The organism is Corynebacterium sp. FDAARGOS 1242, assembly GCF_016889985.1.
GTDB lineage: Bacteria > Actinomycetota > Actinomycetes > Mycobacteriales > Mycobacteriaceae > Corynebacterium > Corynebacterium minutissimum_B.
Genome location: NZ_CP069568.1, coordinates 149735 through 171258 on the forward strand (window position 1 = coordinate 149735; position 21524 = coordinate 171258).

Genomic DNA, 21524 nt, shown 5'->3' on the forward strand with positions numbered 1-21524 from the left:
TTCTCAGCGGGGAATATGGGTGCACCTGCTGGTTACCCCCGAGTAAGAGAGAGTCTCATGGAGCCGCATCGACTCAAGGATGACGACGAGGCCGTACGCGCAGCACTGTCGTCGTTGAAGACTGCTACGGGTATTCCCGTCACTATGTACGGAACCCTATTGCCGGATAATCGTTTGCAGATTACCCAGTGGGTAGGTCTGCGCACGCCGGCGCTACAGAACCTCGTGATTGACGCCAACGTGGGTGTCGGTGGACGCGTGGTGAGCACGCGTCGCGCCGTCGGTGTTTCTGACTACACCCGCGCCACGACGATTAGTCATGAGAATGACCGTTATATCCAGGATGAAGGTCTTCACTCCATCGTTGCGGTGCCGGTCACTGTCCAGCGAGAGATTCGCGGTGTCCTCTATGTCGGTGTCCACTCGCCGGTGCGTTTGGGCGACAAGGTTATTGAAGAAGTCACCATGACCGCTCGTTGCCTGGAGCAGGACCTTGCGGTGAATTCAGCCCTCCGCCGTGCTGACAGCGGAAAGGGTGGAGCCGCGCGTGGCCACGTAATGAATGGCGCGGAGTGGGAGCAGGTACGTTCTACTCACTCCAAGCTGCGTATGCTGGCAAACCGCGTATCGGATGAGGACCTGCGCAAGGAGCTCGAGGCTCTCTGTGATCAGATGGTGTCCCCAGTACGCGTCAAGCAGTCCACCAAGCTATCTGCCCGCGAGCTCGATGTTCTGTCGTGTGTGGCTCTCGGCCATACTAACGTGGAAGCGGCCGAGGAAATGGGGATCGGCGCCGAGACTGTGAAGTCTTATTTGCGCTCTGTGATGCGCAAACTCGGTGCTCATACCCGTTATGAAGCGGTGAATGCAGCACGTCGCATCGGCGCGTTGCCCTGATTGTAGGTAAGTTGGGTGGGCGTGAAAGACCAGTTTATTGTCTCCGGTGGGGCGCGCCTGCAGGGCACCGTCAAGGTGGACGGTGCCAAAAATAGTGTGCTGAAGCTGATGGCTGCGGCCTTGTTGGCGGAGGGCACCACCACGCTGACCAATTGTCCTGAGATTCTCGATGTCCCCCTGATGCGCAAGGTCCTCGAGGGCCTGGGCTGCTCCGTGGAGATTGAGGGGCACACGGTGCGCATTACGACGCCCGCCGAGCTCCACTCCAACGCTGACTTCGACGCGGTGCGTCAGTTCCGCGCTTCGGTGTGCGTGCTTGGCCCATTGACCTCGCGGTGTGGGCATGCCAAGGTGGCGCTCCCCGGCGGAGATGCCATCGGCTCCCGCCCGCTCGATATGCACCAATCCGGTTTGGAAAAACTTGGTGCGAGTACCCGTATTGAACACGGCGCGGTCGTAGCCGAAGCGGAACACTTGCGCGGCGCCAGCATCAAGCTTGACTTTCCCTCTGTGGGCGCGACCGAAAACATCCTGACTGCCGCCGTCCTTGCGGAGGGCGAAACGCAGCTCCACAATGCTGCGCGCGAGCCGGAGATCGTCGACTTGTGCCTCATGCTCAAGGAGATGGGCGCCAACATCGAGGGTGAAGGAACCTCCACCATCACCATCAAGGGAGTGGACAAACTGCACCCGACCGAGCACGAGGTCATTGGTGATCGCATCGTTGCCGGCACCTGGGCTTATGCAGCGGTGATGACGAGAGGTGACATCACTGTTGGCGGTATTGCGCCCAAGCATCTGCACCTTCCGCTGGAAAAGCTCAAGTCCGCCGGCGCGGAGATTGAGGCTTATGTCAACGGATTCCGGGTACGCATGGATCGCCGCCCCACTGCTGTGGACTACCAGACCTTGCCGTATCCCGGCTTTCCCACGGATCTGCAGCCGATCGCCATTGGCCTTTCTTCTGTAGCGCAGGGAACCTCCATCATCACGGAGAATGTCTTCGAGTCTCGCTTCCGCTTTGTTGATGAGATGCTGCGCCTCGGTGCCGACGCGCAGGTGGACGGTCACCACGTTGTCATTCGTGGTCAGGAACAATTGTCCTCCACTCATGTCTGGAGTTCCGACATTCGAGCCGGTGCCGGTTTGGTCCTTTCTGCACTATGCGCAGATGAGACAACGACGGTCCACGACGTCTTCCACATTGATCGCGGCTACCCAAACTTCGTGGAGAACCTTCAGGCCCTGGGGGCCACCATCGAGCGCACGCAAGAGGAAGAGCTCTACTAAGGAGCAGTGCTTGGCGACGTTTCCCCGGTCCAACCTCACGGTTGTCCTGGGGATTTGTTGTTTGTTGGGGGTGTGCGTATATTAATTCGAGTCGCCGCGAGGTAGCCGTTTGGTTAACTGGTGGTAGATGTTGGGACAATGTTTGTTCGGCGGGTTTGACTTTGGTTGGGCTTGTTGGGTAATGTTGTTCGGGCCGCTTGCGAGAGGTTAACGTTTGGTTAATTTTCTTGTGGTGTGCGGATGATGTGTGAGAACTCAATAGTGTGCCAATGTACTTTTTTGTGTTGGTTGATTGTAATCATTGTTGGCCGTGATGCATTGTATGTGTGTTGCGGTTGGTGTATGCCGGATGGCGCTTTTTCAAGCGGCGTCATTGTAAATAACAGTAAGTTGTTTGGGCGTATTGATGAAATCTTCTGACTAGGCCAGCCCTTCTTTTTGTGCCCCGTCGGGTTGGGGGTTGGTTGAAGTTTTTTTCTTTATGTAATTTTTGGATTTGCCAGTTCAGGCAGCATCGTTGTGGTGTTGTTTGTGTTGGTTTGTCTTTTTTGTCTAGGTTTGGGCTTTTCACGGCCTTTTTGTGGAGAGTTTGATCCTGGCTCAGGACGAACGCTGGCGGCGTGCTTAACACATGCAAGTCGAACGGAAAGGCCAGTGCTTGCACTGGTGCTCGAGTGGCGAACGGGTGAGTAACACGTGGGTGATCTGCCTTGCACTCTGGGATAAGCTTGGGAAACTGGGTCTAATACCGGATAGGAACCGTCTTTAGTGTGGTGGTTGGAAAGTTTTTCGGTGCAAGATGAGCTCGCGGCCTATCAGCTTGTTGGTGGGGTAATGGCCTACCAAGGCGTCGACGGGTAGCCGGCCTGAGAGGGTGTACGGCCACATTGGGACTGAGATACGGCCCAGACTCCTACGGGAGGCAGCAGTGGGGAATATTGCACAATGGGCGGAAGCCTGATGCAGCGACGCCGCGTGGGGGATGACGGCCTTCGGGTTGTAAACTCCTTTCGACAGGGACGAAGCGCAAGTGACGGTACCTGTATAAGAAGCACCGGCTAACTACGTGCCAGCAGCCGCGGTAATACGTAGGGTGCGAGCGTTGTCCGGAATTACTGGGCGTAAAGAGCTCGTAGGTGGTTTGTCGCGTCGTCTGTGAAATTCCGGGGCTTAACTCCGGGCGTGCAGGCGATACGGGCATAACTTGAGTGCTGTAGGGGAGACTGGAATTCCTGGTGTAGCGGTGAAATGCGCAGATATCAGGAGGAACACCGATGGCGAAGGCAGGTCTCTGGGCAGTTACTGACGCTGAGGAGCGAAAGCATGGGTAGCGAACAGGATTAGATACCCTGGTAGTCCATGCCGTAAACGGTGGGCGCTAGGTGTAGGGGGCTTCCACGTCTTCTGTGCCGTAGCTAACGCATTAAGCGCCCCGCCTGGGGAGTACGGCCGCAAGGCTAAAACTCAAAGGAATTGACGGGGGCCCGCACAAGCGGCGGAGCATGTGGATTAATTCGATGCAACGCGAAGAACCTTACCTGGGCTTGACATACACCAGATCGCTGCAGAGATGTAGTTTCCCTTGTGGTTGGTGTACAGGTGGTGCATGGTTGTCGTCAGCTCGTGTCGTGAGATGTTGGGTTAAGTCCCGCAACGAGCGCAACCCTTGTCTTATGTTGCCAGCATTTGGTTGGGGACTCATGAGAGACTGCCGGGGTTAACTCGGAGGAAGGTGGGGATGACGTCAAATCATCATGCCCCTTATGTCCAGGGCTTCACACATGCTACAATGGTCGGTACAACGCGCAGCGACACTGTGAGGTGGAGCGAATCGCTGAAAGCCGGTCTTAGTTCGGATTGGGGTCTGCAACTCGACCCCATGAAGTCGGAGTCGCTAGTAATCGTAGATCAGCAATGCTGCGGTGAATACGTTCCCGGGCCTTGTACACACCGCCCGTCACGTCATGAAAGTTGGTAACACCCGAAGCCAGTGGCTCAAACTTGTTAGGGAGCTGTCTAAGGTGGGATCGGCGATTGGGACGAAGTCGTAACAAGGTACCCGTACCGGAAGGTGCGGGTGGATCACCTCCTTTCTAAGGAGCATTAATTAAGACACCAGTTGGTGTTGATAGCACATGGGTTTGTTTCATGTGTGTGGTGGTTGAGTAAACAAAAGTTTTGCTGCCACCGTGTTTGAATCGGGTGGAGATACACCTTAACCAAGCTTTTTAATCTTCCAACACGTAATTTTTGTTGAAGTACTTTGGTGCATTGTTGGGTGTCTGGGGCATTATCCCCTGGATGTCAACCCATGCTGGTAGCACACTGTCGATGGCTTTTGCTTGGTGGTTGTGTTGTTGGTGTGGGGTGTTGTGTGAGAACTGTATAGTGGACGCGAGCATTAAACCGCATGCTTTTTATGCTGCTGCTTTCGGGTGGTGGTGTGGGTGTGTGGTTTGTGTGATTTCTGTTCTTTTGTGTTTTGTGTAGTTCACGCCAGCATGCGGGCAGCGTTTGTTGTGTTGTGTGTTGGTTGTGTGTTCGTTATTTAGGGCGCATGGTGGATGCCTTGGCATGCTGAGCCGATGAAGGACGTGTAAGGCTGCGTTAAGCCTCGGGGAGTTGTCAATAAAGCGTTGATCCGAGGATGTCCGAATGGGGAAACCTGGCACCTGTTATGGGGTGTTACCCTTCAGTGAATTCATAGCTGTTGTGGGGGTTTACGCGGGGAAGTGAAACATCTCAGTACCCGTAGGAGGAGAAAATAAAATATGATTCTGCTAGTAGTGGCGAACGAACGTGGATGAGGCTAAACCGTGTGCATGTGATACTTGGTAGGGGTTGTGTGTGCGGTGTTGTGGGCCCTGATGTTAGCCAGCTACCACTGGTTTGCTTGTGTGTTGTTGTTAGGTGAAGTGGTGTGGAAACGCCGACCGTAGAGGGTGATAGTCCCGTAGTTGAAGGCTTCAATGCATGGGTTGTTGGGTTGCCCGAGTAGCAGCGGGCTCGTGGAATCTGCTGTGAATCTGCCGGGACCACCCGGTAAGCCTAAATACTTAGTGTGACCGATAGTGTATTTAGTACCGTGAGGGAATGGTGAAAAGTACCCCGGGAGGGGAGTGAAATAGTTCCTGAAACCATGTGCTTACAATCCGTCAGAGCACCGTGTGTGTGATGGCGTGCCTTTTGAAGAATGAGCCTGCGAGTCAGCGGCATGTCGCGAGGTTAACCCGTGTGGGGTAGCCGTAGGGAAACCGAATCCTAATGTGGTGTTTAGTGGCATGTCCTGGACCCGAAGCGGGGTGATCTACCCATGGCCAGTGTGAAGCAATTGTAAGAGGTTGTGGAGGCGCGAACCCACGTAGGTTGAAAACTGCGGGGATGAGCTGTGGGTAGGGGTGAAAGGCCAATCAAACTCCGTGATAGCTGGTTCTCCCCGAAATGCATTTAGGTGCAGCGTCGCATGAGCTTGGTGGAGGTAGAGCTACTGGTTGGTTGAGCGGGACTACAATCTTAGCAATGTCAGCCAAACTCCGAATGCCATCAATTGTGTTGTGCGGCAGTGAGACTGTGGGGGATAAGCTTCATAGTCGAGAGGGAAACAGCCCAGATCGCCGGTTAAGGCCCCTAAGGGTGTGCTAAGTGGAAAAGGATGTGGGATCGCGAAGACAGCCAGGAGGTTGGCTTAGAAGCAGCCATCCTTGAAAGAGTGCGTAATAGCTCACTGGTCGAGTGGTCCTGCGCCGACAATGTAGTGGGGCTCAAGCACACCGCCGAAGCCGCGGCAATACTTTGTATTGGGTAGGGGAGCGTCGTGCACGTGTGGAAGCGTTACCGTAAGGAGGCGTGGAGTGTGTGCGAGTGAGAATGCAGGCATGAGTAACGAATTGGAAGGTGAGAATCCTTCCCGCCGGATGACTAAGGGTTCCTGGGTCAAGTTCGTCTTCCCAGGGTGAGTCGGGACCTAAGGCGAGGCCGACAGGCGTAGTCGATGGACAACCAGTTGATATTCTGGTACCCGTATATCCGCGCCCATGATAAAGCACTGATACTAACCACCGCGGAAATAATTGATGCACTCTTTGAGTGCGTTGGTTGTTGATGTCGTGGGGCCTGAAGTGTGGTTCAAGCAATGGGGTGACACAGTGTAGTAGCCATGCCGCTTAGTGGATTGTTGGTGTAAGCGTGTGAGGTGGTGTGTAGGCAAATCCGCACACCGTAGAACCTGAGGCGTGATGCGTAGCCCAATTGGGGTGAAGTTGGTGATCTAGTACTGTCGAGAAAAGCCTCTAGCGATGTGGATGTATGGCCCGTACCCTAAACCGACACAGGTGGTCAGGTTGAAAATACTAAGGCGTTCGGGTGAACTGTGGTTAAGGAACTCGGCAAAATGCCCCCGTAACTTCGGAAGAAGGGGGACCACACGACTTAAGCCAACCTTGCGTTGGTGGTGGGTTGTGGGGTCGCAGAGAATAGAGGGAAGCGACTGTTTATCAAAAACACAGGTCCATGCGAAGACGTGAAGTTGATGTATATGGACTGACGCCTGCCCGGTGCTGGAAGGTTAAGAGGACCGGTTAGTAGTCTTTTGGCTGCGAAGCTGAGAATTTAAGCCCCAGTAAACGGCGGTGGTAACTATAACCATCCTAAGGTAGCGAAATTCCTTGTCGGGTAAGTTCCGACCTGCACGAATGGCGTAACGACTTCTCTGCTGTCTCAACCACAGGCCCGGTGAAATTGCACTACGAGTAAAGATGCTCGTTACGCGCGGCAGGACGAAAAGACCCCGGGACCTTCACTATAGCTTGGTATTGGTGTTCGGTTCGGTTTGTGTAGGATAGGTGGGAGACTTTGAAATGCGTGCGCCAGCACGTGTGGAGTCGTTGTTGAAATACCACTCTGATCGGATTGGATATCTAACCTTGGCCCATGATCTGGGTTGGGGACAGTGCCTGGTGGGTAGTTTAACTGGGGCGGTTGCCTCCCAAAATGTAACGGAGGCGCCCAAAGGTTCCCTCAGCCTGGTTGGCAATCAGGTATCGAGTGTAAGTGCACAAGGGAGCTTGACTGTGAGACAGACATGTCGAACAGGGACGAAAGTCGGGACTAGTGATCCGGCACCTACTTGTGGATGTGGTGTCGCTCAACGGATAAAAGGTACCCCGGGGATAACAGGCTGATCTTCCCCAAGAGTCCATATCGACGGGATGGTTTGGCACCTCGATGTCGGCTCGTCGCATCCTGGGGCTGGAGTAGGTCCCAAGGGTTGGGCTGTTCGCCCATTAAAGCGGCACGCGAGCTGGGTTCAGAACGTCGTGAGACAGTTCGGTCTCTATCCGCCGCGCGCGTTGAAACTTGAAGAAGGCTGTCCCTAGTACGAGAGGACCGGGACGGACGTACCTCTAGTGTGCCAGTTGTTCCGCCAGGAGCATCGCTGGTTGGCTACGTACGGAAGGGATAACCGCTGAAAGCATCTAAGCGGGAAGCCTGTTTTAAGATGAGGTTTCATTTGAGGTCCCCTACAGACGATGGGGTTGATAGGCCAGACCTGGAAGCACCGCAAGGTGTGAAGGCTACTGGTACTAATAGACCAAAACAAACACACCAAACCCAAAAACAAACAGGGTTTGGAGAATCAACACAAACACAACAAAGACAAACAATCACGTCACTGTTGCTCGCGTCCACTACACAGTATCTGACACAACACCAGCAACCAGAGTATGCTCTAAGTGTTTGTCGGTGGCCTATAGCAGCAGGGAAACGCCCGGACCCATTCCGAACCCGGAAGCTAAGCCTGCTAACGCTGATGGTACTGCAACCGGGAGGTTGTGGGAGAGTAAGAAACCGCCGACACCAAACAACAACAAACAACTCAATAAACACAGAAGAGACCGTTGAAACACCACCAGTTCCAACGGTCTCTTTCTCGTTTTCGCACCTAGCCTGTAAGTACCGACCACCAGGTGGGGGGCCTGACCCCCGGAAGGTAGACACGTCGGGGGTTAGCTATGCTGCTTGGGTCAGTGTAGCTGATGTGAGTGCTTCGAAGTCATCGGGGGCTAGAAGGTTGCACCAGGAGTGCCGTCTGCGCGTGTTGTAGCGCATGCACCATCGAAAGACTTCTTGGCGGCAGATGATTGGATTGTCAAAGACTTTTCGATCACGCAGAACTTCACGCTTTAAGGCGGCATTAAAGGATTCTGCCAGGGCATTATCAGCACTTGTACCCACCGCGCCCATGGATTGGCGTACACCAAGCTGGGCGCAGTGGTCCCTAAAGGCTTGTGAGGTGTACACACTGCCATGATCAGAATGGAAAATTGCCCCTTTAAGGCTTCCGCGAACCTTGCTGGCATGGGACAAAGCTTCGATAACCAGCGATACCCGCATGTGATCAGCTATCGCATGACCAACGAGCTTGCGCGAGTAGGCGTCAATGACCGTGGCTAGGTACATGTTCTTGCCGCCCTTACACGGCAGGTAGGTGATATCGCCTACATAGACCTGGTTCGGCTTATCAGCGGTGAATTTACGGCCTACTAAATCTGGCATGACGCGGTGGCCAGGCTTGCGCCTGGTGGTGATGCACCGACGCCGTTTAGTAAAGCCTTTCAGGCCCATGGATTTCATGATGCGTGCGACCTTCTTGTGATTGATCGGAGGAAAGTCCGTATCGTCGTTGAGGCTTGCAGCGATGCGTTTAGCACCATAAAGCCCGTGCTCATCATCGAAGATGGTCTTGATTCGTGCACCAATAAGAGCATCGGAACATATCTTTAACCTGCGTTTTTCGCGGGTTTGCACCCATTTGTAGAACGAGGAGCGATTGAGCTTTAACACGTGGCACATCCGCTTGACCGAGTACTCGGTTCGGTGGTCATAGACAAACTGGAAGCGGATTACCAGCGTGTCTCTTCGGCAAAATACTTCGCGGCCTTGCGCAGGATGTCGCGTTCTTCGCGCAGCTTTGCGTTTTCTTTTTCTAGCTGGCGGATTCGCTCAGAATCAGTCGTCGCCTTCGCCTTGTCGCGCACGGTCTTCGTGCGGGCACGCTTGCCGGTGCCGTACTGCTTAAGCCAGGAATAAAGTGAGGAACGATTGACTCCAAGCTCTGCTGAAGCCGCGTGAAGTGAGAGGTCCTCATTGTTTTCGTAGAGGGCCACAGCATCACGTTTGAACTGTTCGGAGTACCTAGGCATGGTGGTAGATTACCTTTCTTCCCAACCCAACAGGGCTGGATATCAGGTGTCTACCAAACAGGGGTCAGGTCCGTTGGCTGTTTTCTCGTTCTGCGACGACGAACCCGACGATGGCACGCGAGTACAGATCAATCACCATGTGTAACGCGAAGGTGTGTCCGTAGCACGGGCGAGGCAAAACGTAATATCCAAGCCGACACCTGACACCCAAGAGAGTCCCCTTCTAAGTCGAACACGAAGGAGCAATCATGTCCCAGGCAGCAACGACTGAGGCCATTCCCGCCCGCACTCTCAGTGCGTCGTGGGCGCAGGTCGCAGCGATTGTCGCTGCGGTCGACACCACACTAGGTAAGTGGCTGCTTGACAACTACAATATCGGCCTTACTGAGTACCGAGCCGTGCTCCATCTGAGCCGGACATCCGATCGGGAGCTGCGGATCACCGAGCTTGCGAACCGGGTCGGCCTTACTCAGAGCTCGGTAACCCGACTGGTCGAACGAATGGAGGCCAAGGGGCTGGCATTCCGGGACACCTGCCCAGATGATGGGCGAGGGGTCTTTGCAGTTATTACCGACGCCGGTCTCAAGGTCGTGACAGAAATCCACGAGCCATACGAAACGAAGATCTGCGAGCTTCTCAGTGATGCGGCCAAAAATTACCCGCAGCTGAACCTGGTTGATCTCGACCAGTCATTCCGGACAATCAGCAAGCTCATCTCCTAAGGGGCCCAGCGTTTCCGGGGTCGACCCACACACCTATATATGTATGTACATACACGCTCTGAATCGAAAGGCCTGATCCATGACCACGAAAATTGATGTTTTTATCGACTACGTCTGCCCGTTCTGCTTCCTCGTGGAGGGAGCAATCGACGAGCTTAAGCGAGACCGTGACGTCGAGGTAACCATTCGCCCCTTCGAGCTACGCCCTCACCCTGTTCCTACTCTGCGGCCAGAAGATGACTATCTACCGCGGATCTGGAAGGACGCGGTTTACCCGATGGCCGAGCGCCTGAACGTGTCAATCAGCCTCCCGACGATCTCTCCGCAGCCACGCACCGAGAAGGCGTTCATGGTACTCCAGCTGGCCCAAGAGCGCGGTAAAGCCGACGCGTACTCCGAGGCAATGTTCAAAGCGTTCTTCCAGGATGACAGGAACATCGGCGATGACGACGTGATCGTTAACGTCGCCACTTCCGTAGGTCTTGACGCGGGCGAGGTTGAAGCCGCTCTGCATAGCGAGGACCGACGAGCCAGGCAGCAAGCCGGCCAGGACTATGCAGTCAACACCGTCGGCATCACCTCTGTGCCGGGCTTCATGGTCGACGGTTATCTTCTGTCCGGAGTCCCCAGCGCTACACGGCTAAAGAAGACCGTCGACGACCTGACCATCAACACTGCCCCCCGCGAGGCTCGCCCATGAACACGACTGCCCCGGAGGCCCTCGTCGAGGTCATGGACCAGGCCGTGGAAAGGTGTGTGGAGCACGTTGAGGCCGGGGGGTTGCCCTTCGTCGGTGTAGTCGTCGACGACTCGGGCATCATCTCGAATTTCGGAGTCAACCGAGTCCGGGAGACTCGCGATCCAAGTGCTCACGCGGAGATCGTCGCCATGCGTGAAGTCCTCAACGACCGGGAGGATCTATCCGGAACCATATTGCTCGCCACCGGCGAACCTTGCGGGCTGTGTTATCGCTTTGCTCTCGACCACGGCATCGAAGCCGTCTACGTGGCCGTCGACCGTGATGCCGTCGCCAAATGGGGATTCGACTATCGCACCAGTTATCCCTCGCTGGGCATCACCGATGAACTCCGGTCTGCCGTCTTCCATGATCTGCCCGTCGAGCGCGGCAATGAGCCGTTCTCCCGATACCTCCAGACACAAAACAAACGTGGACGCTGATCAGCGCTCCTGCACACCCTTGAAAGGACACTTACCATGAGTTGGCTCTACCTCGGAATCGCTGTCATCTTCGAAGTCGCAGTAGGCATCTCCGCCGGAAAAGCACAAGGCTTCACCAACTTTTGGTGGAGCGTTGCCACCCTCGTCAGCGGCGGAATCGGCACCTTCTTCCTCAGCCTGGCCCTGCTGACCTTCGACGTCGGTGTCGGCTATGCGCTGTGGACCTCTCTGTCCGGCGTCGGAATTGTCATCCTCGGCGCGCTATTCCTCTCTCAGAAGCTGACGTGGAAGAAGCTGCTGGGTATCGGCATCGTCATCACTGGCGTCGTCGGGCTCAACCTCGCCGGCACTGTCTAACAACTCCCCCTCGCCCCATCTTCAGAAAGGACTGCAGTCATGTCCACCAATGCGACCCGCGGCACTGCCGCCCCAGAAACCACCGAGAAAAACGCCAACCCCTGGCTGGCTCTACTACTCGCCGGAGGATTTGAAGTTGGATACGCTCTAAGCGTCAACGGCAGCGAAGGCTTCACCAACCTCACGTGGTCCCTCATAGCGATCGTTTTCTTCCTCTGTACTCTGTTCTTCCTCAGCGTGGCTCTGAAGAAGATCGACGTGGGTATCGGCTACGCCGTTTGGGCCGGAATCGGCGCCGTCGGCGCCGCCCTGCTGGGCCCCGTATTCTTTGATGAGACCCTCACCCTCGTGAAGGGATTCTGGCTGACTGTCATCATCGGTGGTGTCATCTGGCTCAAACTCGCCGACAGCCCGAAACTCGAGGCGAAAAAGAGTGATACCCGGACCGCCGTGGCCTCGGAACAGCACCAATAACAACCCGTCGGCCTACCCTCGCCCGCTCCGTGGTTCAAACCGCCCCGGCAGATGGCAGCAGGGTCGCCGCTTTCTACACCTGGTCTGCGGTCGACGGTGACGACATGGGAAATGGACGTCTATGACGGTGTGAACGAAGACCTAACCCCCGACGTGTCTACTTTCCGGGGGTCAGGCCCGAATTGGCCTTACCGCACCAACAACAGTCCTCCTACCACAGACCTAGGACTATCCGGTGTTGATTTCATCGATCGGGCTGTTGGAACCGATTCAAAATCAAGATCACGGCATTATCCCAGGCTGCTCCGGGAATCCGTATCGATTTATCCACACGAAATGTCCCTTAACCCGTATAAGCCCAGACCTAAAAGGCGTCACACCCAGGGCGTGTTACACCCACCCAACAGCCCCAGCACACCACCACCAGCAGGTCTGGACTTCCACGTCTGGACACATAGAAAGAATGCCACCCCCATGAGGCAGGAATCAGGTTATGCCCATCTCACTTTCGTCGATCCCACGTTGTTTCCTTTCCCGCCGCTTTAGTCTTAGTTATGGAAGGCCCTTTCGTCTAACCAGGAGCGTGCGATGCGGATACGTCGTTCTCAAACTGTTGCCTTGACTGTAGTGGTTATAATCGCCGTATTTGTCGGGGCAGTAGCAGTGTGGTTCGCTGTCCCGTATTCACCGCTGAGGTCTGAGTTTTCGCGGGACGTGGAACGGGCCCAAGCAGCAGCTTATACAGATTCTGCTGATGTGTTTGTTGAGGAAGATTTCGCCGCTTTCCCAGCCGCGATCCAAAACTACATTCAGCGCAATGGTTATATCGGTACGCCAAAGTATTCGTGGGTTCATCTAGAGTTTGCGGACGTTGACTTCCGCCAAGGCAAGGATGGGCGGAAGCTGATAATCGATTATGACCAGTACAACTTCGCTGCCGAGCCGCGCAGGCTGGCCTTGGTAGAAAGTGCAGTGGCGGGGGTACCTTTTCAGGGATATGACTATTTCGCTGACGGTAAGGGCGGGATGAAAGGCGTCATCGGCAAGGCAGTTACGCTGTTTGATGAACGCGGTCCTGAGATGGATAAAGCAGCACTCGTGACGTATCTCGCGGAGTCGCTGTTTATTCCGCAGAGCCTGTTGCGAAACGACATCGAGTTCACCGAGCTTTCTGAACGGGAAGTCGAAGCGACCTTTACTTACGAGGGCATCACGGTAAGTGGCGTGTTCACCTTCAATGAAGCCTATGAAATGGTGGAGTTTAGGACGCACGATAGGGCAGTCGCTGGTGAAGACGGCACGATGACCCAAGTGGATTGGACAGCGAGGTGTGCCGACTACCTACCCGATGCCCACGGCATTCGTTTGCCGCGCACGTTCCAAGCAGTGTGGAACTACCCTGAGCAGGATCTCGTCTACTTTGATGGTTCTATTAGCAGGGCGACATTCGGCTAAGTCGGCATGGCGCAGTAGACATCACGACCAAGCATAAGGCAGGCTTAGATTCCCAATACGGTCTTAGCGATGAGGAAATAGATAATCAGGCCCGTGGCGTCGCAGAAGGTCGAAATAAACGGATTGGAAAATACCGCCGGATCGGCCCCAATAGTCTTGGCCACGATGGGCATGAGTCCACCAACAGTCGCAGAGATGGAGCAAATTAAAAACAGCGTTGATCCGATAACAATGCCGATATCAGCGCCGTACACCACCGTGGCAAGACCGAGCCCCGCCAGCCCAAGCACCGCACCCAAGAGCATTCCGACGCGTAGCTCACTCCACAGCACAGAAAGAATGTCCCGCGTGCGGACATCACCGAGGGCTAAGGCACGGGTGACCGTGGTCGCTGCTTGATTGCCAGTGTTTCCACCGGTTCCGGTCAGCAGCGGGATAAACAAGGACAGGACAACTGCCTTAGAGAGCGTGTCCTCAAAGGAATCGAGTACTTGGACCGTGAGCAGTGCGGACACTGCCAAAACAAGCAGCCAGACAATGCGGGAACGCACGAGCTTGAGAAGGGGAGTGGACAAGTAGGGCTGCTGCAGCGCTTCCGTACCACCAGCACGTGCTGAGTCCTCGCTGTCGGCTTCCTCGACGATGTCAGTGGCGTCATCGAAGGTCAGCAGACCCACCAGACGGTGCGAATCATCCACAATGGGAAGCGCCAGCATATCCAACGGTAGGAACCATCGGACGGTTTCCTCGGCATCGGCGCTGGCATAAGCAAAGAGAGGTTCCTGCATGATGGAAGCGATCTGCACCCCGGATTCCGCCGTGAAAATTTCCCGCAGGCTCACTACTCCCACCAACCGGCGGTCGGGGCGTGTTACCGGCACCGTGTAAATGGTCTCTAGTTCATCCGACTGCGCTCGCAGCGTGTCCAACGCCTCGTCGACGCTCATATCGGGGTGAATATCGGGAACCTCAGGGGACATGCGGCGGCCCACAGAGCGCTTGGGATAGCCCAGAATCACCCCAGTGACATCGCGTTGGGTTTGGGTCAGCGAACGCAGGAGACGGTCGGCAATCTCTGCCGGGAGCTCATCCAAGAGTGCCACGCGGTCTTCCGGTTCAAGTTCATCGAAGAACTCGTAGACATCGGCGTTGCCCAGCTCATCAATAATGTCCGCCTGGTGTTTGGCATCCAGTGCATCGAAGACAGCGATGGATTTTTCGCGCGGAAGTAAGCGAAGAGCCAGTGCCGCGCGCAGCGCATTCTGGCGCTCCACTATGGAAATGAGCTCCTTGCGCGGAACCTTGGCTAGGAGTTCCTGCAGTTGTGGGGCCTTCTGAGGATCGATGGCATCCTCTTGCTTAAGCCATGCCTCGACGATATCGCTAGCCTGCTCAGTAGTCTCCGCCATGGCTCCATCCCTGCCCTTCTTGCTTTATCAATGGTCTCCAGCCATTTAAGACTACGCGAGAGCTCACCTCTAGGGCGGTGGCTAATAAAAAGCTTGTTCCTTCATGCGAGTGAGAACATTGTGTGCCGAAATGAGGCACATCGGCACGCCCACGCCTGGGACAGTGGTGCCGCCGACGTAATAGAGATTGCTCAGCGTGCGCGACTGGTTCTGGCCGCGGAAAAACGCGGACTGGCGCAGCGTATGGGCAGGTCCCACGGCGCCACCGGACCAGGAATTGTACTGCTCGGCAAAGTCGCCGGGGCCGAGCGTGCGCTTGACGACGACTCTCCCCTCAAGATCCTTAATCCCCAACCAGGACCCCAGTTGCGCCACGGCAGCGTTAGCAATGGCATTTACGCGGGAAGATTCTTCAGCACCATAGGCATCGCCATGGCCATAGGATTCGTCCGCCGGGACGGGAACGAGGATAAAGAGGTTCTCATAGCCGTCCGGAGCCACCGAGGAATCGGTGGCGGAGGTCTTCGACACATAGATCGACTCCGAGGCTCCCAGCGGTCGCGTTGTCGCGGGGCCGTGGTAGACGGCTTTGAAGTCGGGCGTCCAGTCGCTGCTGAACAGAAGCGTATGGTGCGCTAGCTGCGGGAGAGAACCTTTCACGCCAAGAAAGACTAAGACCGTGCCCAGACCAGGGTCGCGGCGGGCAAAGTAGCGTTCCGGATAGGTCTGCAGTTCCTTCGGAAGCAGAGCAGTTTCCGTGTGGCGTAGGTCCGCGGCGGAGACAACGGCGTCGGCGGGGATTGTGCGGCCGTCGTCCAGCGTGACGCCTGTCGCGCGCCCGTGCGCATGGTTGATCGCTACCACCGCTGTGCCTAGCTCGAAGGTGGCGTCGGCTGCCTGCCGCGCGATGGCGTCGACAACGGCAGCGAACCCACCCTGCGGATAGCGCACACCTTCCACTAAATCCGTATGGCTCATCAAAGAGTACAGCGCCGGTGCCGCCTTCGGCTCCGTGGACAGGAACACCGCCGGGTAGGTCAGAATCTGTCGCAGCCGGTAGTCCTTAAACTGGGCGGCCACCAGGGCATCGAGCGAGCGCGTCAGCAGCAGCGCGAGCGTGCCCAGCCGCGTGATCACATCTTTGCTGAGAAGCTGCGTGGGGCGGGAGAACGTGGTGTAGAGAAAGTTGCGCAAGGCAACGGTATACACTTCGGAAGCTCGCGCGAGATACGCGCGCACCTTGGCGCCAGCGCCCGGCTCAAGGGAGTCAAAGAGACGGGCTACCTCGTCTACGCCTGTTTCCACGTCAAGAAACTCGCCGTCCTCGTTGTAGACGCGGTACGCCGGGGAGAGGTCAACTAGGTCCAGTTCGCGCTCAGTACTGGTGCCGCAGGCGCGGAAAAACTCATCGAAGGCCTCCGGCATGAGGTACCACGAAGGGCCGGTATCGAAGCGGAAACCATCCACGTTCAGGCTTCCCGCACGTCCACCGACGCCGCGCTGCTTGTCGACGACCGTGACACGCATACCTTCCTTCAATAGCAAGGCCGCGGTGGCTAGACCTGCAATACCAGCGCCGATCACAACGACATGTTTGGTCATGTTTTTAACCTTTATTCCTTACCGCGAGTGCTGCGGCGCGGCTAACAAGGACAGCTTTCCGCGCTGCTGGAACGCTGACGCGAGTAGACATGATGTCGTGCGCAGGAGTGGACTCGAGGAGATCCGTGAGCTCCGTAAAGAGGGCCGTCGCTGCGGCTACCCCTACTCGCGAGCTCAGGGGAAGCAGTCCCGTGGCGGTGCGCGCATGAGCTAGGTCCTCGCGGATGTCCGCAACGATTGCGGCCTTCGTCTCCTCATCGAGCTTGTCCGGTTCCCGCAGCGTGGGAAAGTAAGCACGGCCCAGCTCGCTGGAATCCTCGTGCAAATCCCGCAAAAAATTAATCTTCTGAAATGCCGCACCCAGGCGCACAGCGCCTTCCTCGACGCCGTCGGGCCGGGGCGCACCTGCATAAAAAGCATCCAGACACAGCAGCCCAATGACTTCGGCAGAGCCTCGAACGTAAGTCTTAAAAGACTCTGCGGTGTGGACAGTGCGTGTCAGGTCGGAGCGCATCGAGGAAAAGAACTGTGCCACGTGTTCATCCCTAAAGCCGCAGCGGCGTGCCGAGAGCGCATAAGCGTGTACTACCGGGTCGGTGTGAAAACGCTGGGAAGGTGCGGCGCGGACGGTGGCCTCGTAGGCGTCGAGAAGCGGGGCGGCAACCTGGGGGTCGAGCCCCGCATCGACGATTTCATCTGCAGTGCGCACCATGGCATAAAGATTGCGGATGTCTACTCTCACCTGCGGATTAAGCAACCTAGTAGCGAGGGAGAAGCTGGTGGAATAGTGCCTCATCACCTGCGCCGCGGCAGCTTCGGCGCTGCGGTCATAGCGTTCCAAAGCCAAAAGAGATCCGCACATATCCCATATTTTAGACCACACGCGTCACACATTTAACCCACGGTAAGATAGGGTAGTGACGTTACTTTCCCCATCTATAAGGAGAACACGTCCATGACCACCCCAACGATGACTGCTGCGGCCCGCGCCGTCGACCTGTTCAAGCAATACGGCCAGGGAGATACCGCAGTCACCGCGTTGGACCACGTCAACGTTGAGTTTGCGCGCAACGCCTTCACCGCCATCATGGGCCCTTCTGGTTCTGGCAAGTCCACGCTCATGCACACCATGGCGGGCCTAGACTCCGCTACTTCCGGCTCTGCCTTTATCGGTGATACTGACATGTCCCAACTCAGCGATAAGGACGTCACCGCCTTGCGCCGTGACCGTCTGGGTTTCATCTTCCAGTCCTTCAACCTCGTGCCGACGCTCACCGCGGCGGAGAACATCACCCTGCCCACTGATATCGCGGGCAAGAAGGTGGATCAGGCATGGTTCGATGAAATCACCACACGCCTGGGCCTTGCCCAGCGCTTGAGCCACCGCCCAGCAGAGCTCTCCGGCGGCCAGCAGCAGCGCGTGGCCTGCGCCCGCGCGCTTGTCTCGCGCCCGGAAATCATCTTCGGTGATGAGCCCACCGGCAACCTGGACTCCAATTCCTCTGCCGAGGTGCTCGATATTTTGCGCACCGCTGTGGACCAGGATGAGCAGACCGTTGTCATCGTCACCCACGACGCTAAGGCGGCGTCCTACGCCGACCGAGTGGTCTTTCTTGCCGATGGCCGCCTCGTCAACGAGCTGCACAACCCGACTATGGAGTCCATCCACGCTGTGATGGCAGAAATCGAGGGCTAAAGCATGGCCACGAAGAACACCATGCGCAGGGTATCCGTGCGCAATATTCTCGCGCACAAACTGCGCCTTGCCCTCACGCTCCTAGCCGTGGTGCTGGGTACCGCGTTTATTTCCGGCTCCTTCATGTTCACCAACGCGCTGTCGAATACCTTCGACTCTGCCGTTGACACTGCCTTCACTGGCGTGGACGCAGCGGTAAGCCAGAAGGAAGACGGCCCCGCACTCGATCAGAAGATGCGGGAGGACATCGCCAATGATCCCGACGTGCGCGCGGTCAACATTCAAAGCAGCCAGACCGTCGTAGCGGCTAACGAGAAGTCCGAGGCCTTCCAGACCGGCGGCGGCACCGCCAGCGTTGAGCCCTACTATCCGGCTGATCAGTCGGTCGGCGAGCCCGCTGAGCTTGTCGACGGCTCCGAACCCCACGGCACCGCTGAAGTTCTCATCAATGACTCCGCCGCCGAGAAGTTCGGCATTCACGTGGGCGATACTCTCGTCGTGGTCCACCCGGACCAGCGTGATGAGGTGAAAGTGGTGGGCGTCGTCAAGCCTGCCGTGGACCAAGGCGCGAGCCTGACCCTGCTGATGGACCACGCGGGATTCACCGAACGCTACGGCGACTCATCCCAGCTCAAGGTCGCCGCAGCTGACGGGGTCAGCGCTGAGGAGCTCGTGGATCACCTCAACGAGACTTTCGACGTCGATGCTGAGGCCGGCGAAGAACTGGCCAAGGAAATTTCCGACCAGATTTCCTCTGCGCTGAAGTTTGTCAACTACTTCCTCATCGCCTTCGGCCTCATTGCGCTGCTCGTGGGTACGTTCATCATCGCGAATACGTTCTCCATGATCGTCGCTCAGCGGACCAAAGAGTTTGCGCTGCTTCGCGCTCTGGGTGCTTCCCGCGGCCAGATCACGCGTTCTGTCGTGACTGAAGCCATCATCGTGGGCCTCGTGGGCTCCGCAGTGGGCGTGGTGGCCGGCGTGGGCCTCGTCGCGGCCATCAAGGCGGTCTTCTCCGCGCAGGACATGCCAATGGGTGGCGGTCTGGGTCTGAGCGTGAGCGCCGTTGTCGTGCCGATCATCCTGGGAACGGTCGTCACCGTTATTTCGGCGTGGGCGCCGGCGCGCCGTGCGGGTGCCGTTAAACCCGTTGAAGCTATGCGCACGACCGAGTCCGCCGCTGGTTCCTCCCTCCTCGTGCGTACGGTTCTGGGCGCGTTGCTACTCATCGCTGGCATTATCTTTGCGGTCTTGGGCGTGCTTCTCGACGTCTCCACAGGCATCCGCGCCTCTCTCGTCGGCCTCGGTGCTCTGAACCTCATCGTTGGTTTCTTCCTCGCTGGACCTGCGATCTCGCTGCCGATCGTGCCCTCGATTGGTCGCGTGGTGGGCGCGCCCTTCGGCGCGGTGGGCAAGCTGGCCGCCACGAACTCCGCGCGCAACCCGCGTCGCACCGCCGCCACTGCCTTTGCCTTGATGCTCGGCGTTGCTTTGGTGACCGCCATCGGCATGCTGGGCGCGACGATGAAGGCTTCGGTATCTGATGCCATCGACGAGGATGTTCGCGCTGATTTCTTGCTTGCCGGGCCAACGACGGGCAATTTCCCCACGCCGAATGAGACCGCTGATCTCGCCCGGAATGCTGAAGGCGCGGGCCAGGTCGTGGCATTGAGTTCCGCACCTATCATGGTGGATGGCCAGGCCTCGATGAACTATGGCCCGCAGATGGCCATCAGCCAGGTTATCGGTGGCAACGCCGACGACATCCTCAACCTCACCGTCGCGGAAGGTTCCCTCAAGCTGGGCGATGAGAAGGGCTTCATCGCGGATACGTCGCTGGCGGAGGAACAAGGCTGGCAGGTCGGCCAGTCCTACGAGCTCGCCGGCCCAGATCCAACCCATACCTCCGAGGTCACCCTCATTGGTACCTATGAGCCTTTCCAGATGCTGCCGCGGCTGGCACTCTCTGAGTCTGCGGCGACCGAAGTCGTAGACCCCTCGAGCCTTGACATCATGATGGTCGCCGTCAACGCGGCAGAAGGCGTCGACACGGAGGAGCTGCGAACCAACCTGGAGGAATCCGTCAAGGACCTCGTCGTGGTGCAGGTGCGCACCGGCGCCGAATTCGCCGGCGAGGCAGCCGGCATGATCGACCAGATGCTCACCATCCTCTACGCGCTGTTGGCGCTGGCGGTCATTATCGCCATCCTGGGTATCGTGAACACATTGACGTTGGGCGTCATTGAGCGCCGCCAGGAGATCGGCATGTTGCGCGCCGTGGGTACTCAGCGCCGCCAGATTCGCACGATGATCACGGTGGAATCGGTCCAGATTGCCTTGTTCGGCGCCATCATGGGCATGATCCTCGGCCTCGGCTTGGGCTGGGCGTTCATCTCCGTGCTTGCCGACGACGGCCTCGACTCCCTCACCGTGCCGTGGCTGATGCTCATCATCATGCTGGTTGGCTCCGGCATTGTGGGCGTACTCGCCGCCATCTGGCCGGCACAGCGCGCAGCGAAGACGCCTCCGCTGGACGCCATCGCCGACTAACCTGTTGGCCTAGGAGAGACTTAGGCAAGCAGGGAGCCTACCCAAGCTCCGCGCCAGGCCACCACGATGCCGATGCCTATAGTCCAGAAGAGATAACGCGCCAAGCGCCACCAGCGCTTGGCCTTTATCATTTCTCCGAGTTCCTTAGCCATCGTGGACCACGTTGATAAGCCACCCGCTAAACCTGCAGCAAGAAGTGGGAGAAAGTACTCCGGGGCGTGCGTATGAGCGGCATAACCATAGGCCACGCCGGCGAGCGCCGCTCCGGTGATATTTGCCGCGAATGTGCAGGTGGGGGAAGGCAAAATGCGGGTAAATGTGAAACGTGCGCAGCCTCCCACAAACCCGCCAACAAGCACGGCGAGGGCGGAGATGATGATCATGCGGGCCTCCGGGAGACGTCGCCAAGCACATACGCCCCTGTACACCCCACCACGGTGGCCAGAACGTAGGCGCCTGCCTGTGCTGGGCCGAAGCTGGAGGTGAGATAAGCAAACGTGGCGAAACTGGTGAAGCCACCGAGAAAGCCCGTACCCCAGAAGGCCGGTGGCTTGGCATACCCCATGACAGCGCTGCCCACGATGTTGATGAGGAGTAGCGGCAGCGCGCCGCCGCCAAGGAGAGTGGAGAGGACGAAACGGGTAAGCGCCCCGAGCGCCGCCCCGCAGCCCACAAGAATGGTCTGTGGCAT

16 protein-coding genes and 3 rRNA genes are annotated in these 21524 nt (G+C 57.2%); 13 read left to right on the plus strand and 6 right to left on the minus strand.

Features of this window, described 5'->3' with window-relative positions:
• The first annotated feature begins 57 nt into the window (after positions 1 to 57).
• From ramA to rrf, 5 genes are all read left to right on the plus strand, one after another.
• Positions 58 to 897, plus strand: coding sequence for an acetate metabolism transcriptional regulator RamA (gene ramA / locus I6J72_RS00735; RefSeq protein WP_204099576.1), 840 nt, complete (start codon positions 58 to 60; stop codon positions 895 to 897).
• 21 nt (positions 898 to 918) lie between these two features.
• Positions 919 to 2187, plus strand: a complete 1269-nt coding sequence (gene murA, locus I6J72_RS00740; protein WP_115024463.1) for a UDP-N-acetylglucosamine 1-carboxyvinyltransferase — start codon at positions 919 to 921, stop codon at positions 2185 to 2187.
• A 577-nt stretch (positions 2188 to 2764) separates the two neighbouring features.
• Positions 2765 to 4280: ribosomal RNA gene (locus I6J72_RS00745) — 16S ribosomal RNA — on the plus strand.
• 444 nt (positions 4281 to 4724) lie between these two features.
• Positions 4725 to 7792: ribosomal RNA gene (locus I6J72_RS00750) — 23S ribosomal RNA — on the plus strand.
• Positions 7793 to 7925: 133 nt separating this feature from the next.
• Positions 7926 to 8043 (plus strand): 5S ribosomal RNA (gene rrf / locus I6J72_RS00755).
• Together the 16S, 23S and 5S rRNA genes form the textbook arrangement of a ribosomal RNA operon.
• Before the next feature lie 153 nt (positions 8044 to 8196).
• Here the strand turns inward: rrf and I6J72_RS00760 are convergent.
• A protein-coding gene (locus I6J72_RS00760) for an IS3 family transposase (protein WP_370552149.1) occupies positions 8197 to 9389 on the minus strand; the annotation gives its coding sequence in 2 pieces (ribosomal slippage) (positions 8197 to 9107 and positions 9107 to 9389; 1194 coding nt in all).
• A gap of 248 nt (positions 9390 to 9637) precedes the next feature.
• Between I6J72_RS00760 and I6J72_RS00765 the strand changes: the two genes are divergently transcribed.
• The 6 genes from I6J72_RS00765 (at position 9638) to I6J72_RS00790 (ending at position 13576) form a co-directional block, all read left to right on the plus strand.
• On the plus strand, positions 9638 to 10111 hold the full coding sequence (locus tag I6J72_RS00765; protein ID WP_070672969.1) for a MarR family winged helix-turn-helix transcriptional regulator: 474 nt from the start codon (positions 9638 to 9640) through the stop codon (positions 10109 to 10111).
• A gap of 79 nt (positions 10112 to 10190) precedes the next feature.
• Positions 10191 to 10811, plus strand: a complete 621-nt coding sequence (locus I6J72_RS00770; RefSeq protein ID WP_070672971.1) for a DsbA family protein — start codon at positions 10191 to 10193, stop codon at positions 10809 to 10811.
• Positions 10808 to 11290 carry a nucleoside deaminase gene (locus I6J72_RS00775; RefSeq protein WP_070672973.1) on the plus strand — a complete coding sequence of 161 codons (483 nt, stop codon included), beginning with the start codon at positions 10808 to 10810 and terminating at the stop codon, positions 11288 to 11290. Before I6J72_RS00770 ends, I6J72_RS00775 begins: the two co-directional genes overlap by 4 nt.
• 36 nt (positions 11291 to 11326) lie before the next feature.
• Positions 11327 to 11647: a multidrug efflux SMR transporter gene (locus I6J72_RS00780; RefSeq protein ID WP_070672975.1), complete on the plus strand. Its 321-nt coding sequence runs from the start codon at positions 11327 to 11329 to the stop codon at positions 11645 to 11647.
• Positions 11648 to 11686: 39 nt separating this feature from the next.
• The gene (locus tag I6J72_RS00785; RefSeq protein WP_070672977.1) at positions 11687 to 12121 is read left to right on the plus strand and encodes a multidrug efflux SMR transporter; all 435 of its coding nucleotides are present in this window, start codon (positions 11687 to 11689) and stop codon (positions 12119 to 12121) included.
• 627 nt (positions 12122 to 12748) lie between these two features.
• Positions 12749 to 13576 carry a DUF6544 family protein gene (locus tag I6J72_RS00790; RefSeq protein ID WP_370552161.1) on the plus strand — a complete coding sequence of 276 codons (828 nt, stop codon included), beginning with the start codon at positions 12749 to 12751 and terminating at the stop codon, positions 13574 to 13576.
• Positions 13577 to 13620: 44 nt separating this feature from the next.
• On the opposite strand, the gene mgtE is transcribed toward I6J72_RS00790, so the two are convergent.
• The 3 genes from mgtE to I6J72_RS00805 all read right to left on the minus strand — a co-directional run bounded on the left by mgtE (position 13621) and on the right by I6J72_RS00805 (position 17449).
• Positions 13621 to 14985, minus strand: coding sequence for a magnesium transporter (mgtE, locus tag I6J72_RS00795; protein ID WP_070672979.1), 1365 nt, complete (start codon positions 14983 to 14985; stop codon positions 13621 to 13623).
• A gap of 81 nt (positions 14986 to 15066) precedes the next feature.
• A complete protein-coding gene (crtI, locus tag I6J72_RS00800) occupies positions 15067 to 16587 on the minus strand; it encodes a phytoene desaturase family protein (RefSeq protein ID WP_204099578.1) in 1521 nt (506 codons plus the stop codon).
• A gap of 4 nt (positions 16588 to 16591) precedes the next feature.
• Entirely contained in the window at positions 16592 to 17449 is an 858-nt protein-coding gene (locus I6J72_RS00805; protein WP_115023422.1) for a phytoene/squalene synthase family protein, read from the minus strand.
• 93 nt (positions 17450 to 17542) lie between these two features.
• Between I6J72_RS00805 and I6J72_RS00810 the strand changes: the two genes are divergently transcribed.
• Together I6J72_RS00810 and I6J72_RS00815 are read left to right on the plus strand one after the other, a co-directional pair.
• Positions 17543 to 18283, plus strand: a complete 741-nt coding sequence (locus tag I6J72_RS00810) for an ABC transporter ATP-binding protein (RefSeq protein ID WP_115023419.1) — start codon at positions 17543 to 17545, stop codon at positions 18281 to 18283.
• A 3-nt stretch (positions 18284 to 18286) separates the two neighbouring features.
• A complete protein-coding gene (locus tag I6J72_RS00815) occupies positions 18287 to 20833 on the plus strand; it encodes an ABC transporter permease (RefSeq protein ID WP_204099579.1) in 2547 nt (848 codons plus the stop codon).
• 20 nt (positions 20834 to 20853) lie between these two features.
• On the opposite strand, the gene I6J72_RS00820 is transcribed toward I6J72_RS00815, so the two are convergent.
• Both I6J72_RS00820 and I6J72_RS00825 read right to left on the minus strand, forming a co-directional pair.
• On the minus strand, positions 20854 to 21216 hold the full coding sequence (locus tag I6J72_RS00820) for a CrcB family protein (protein ID WP_204099580.1): 363 nt from the start codon (positions 21214 to 21216) through the stop codon (positions 20854 to 20856).
• Positions 21213 to 21524, minus strand: a complete 312-nt coding sequence (locus tag I6J72_RS00825) for a fluoride efflux transporter family protein (protein ID WP_204099581.1) — start codon at positions 21522 to 21524, stop codon at positions 21213 to 21215. Before I6J72_RS00825 ends, I6J72_RS00820 begins: the two co-directional genes overlap by 4 nt.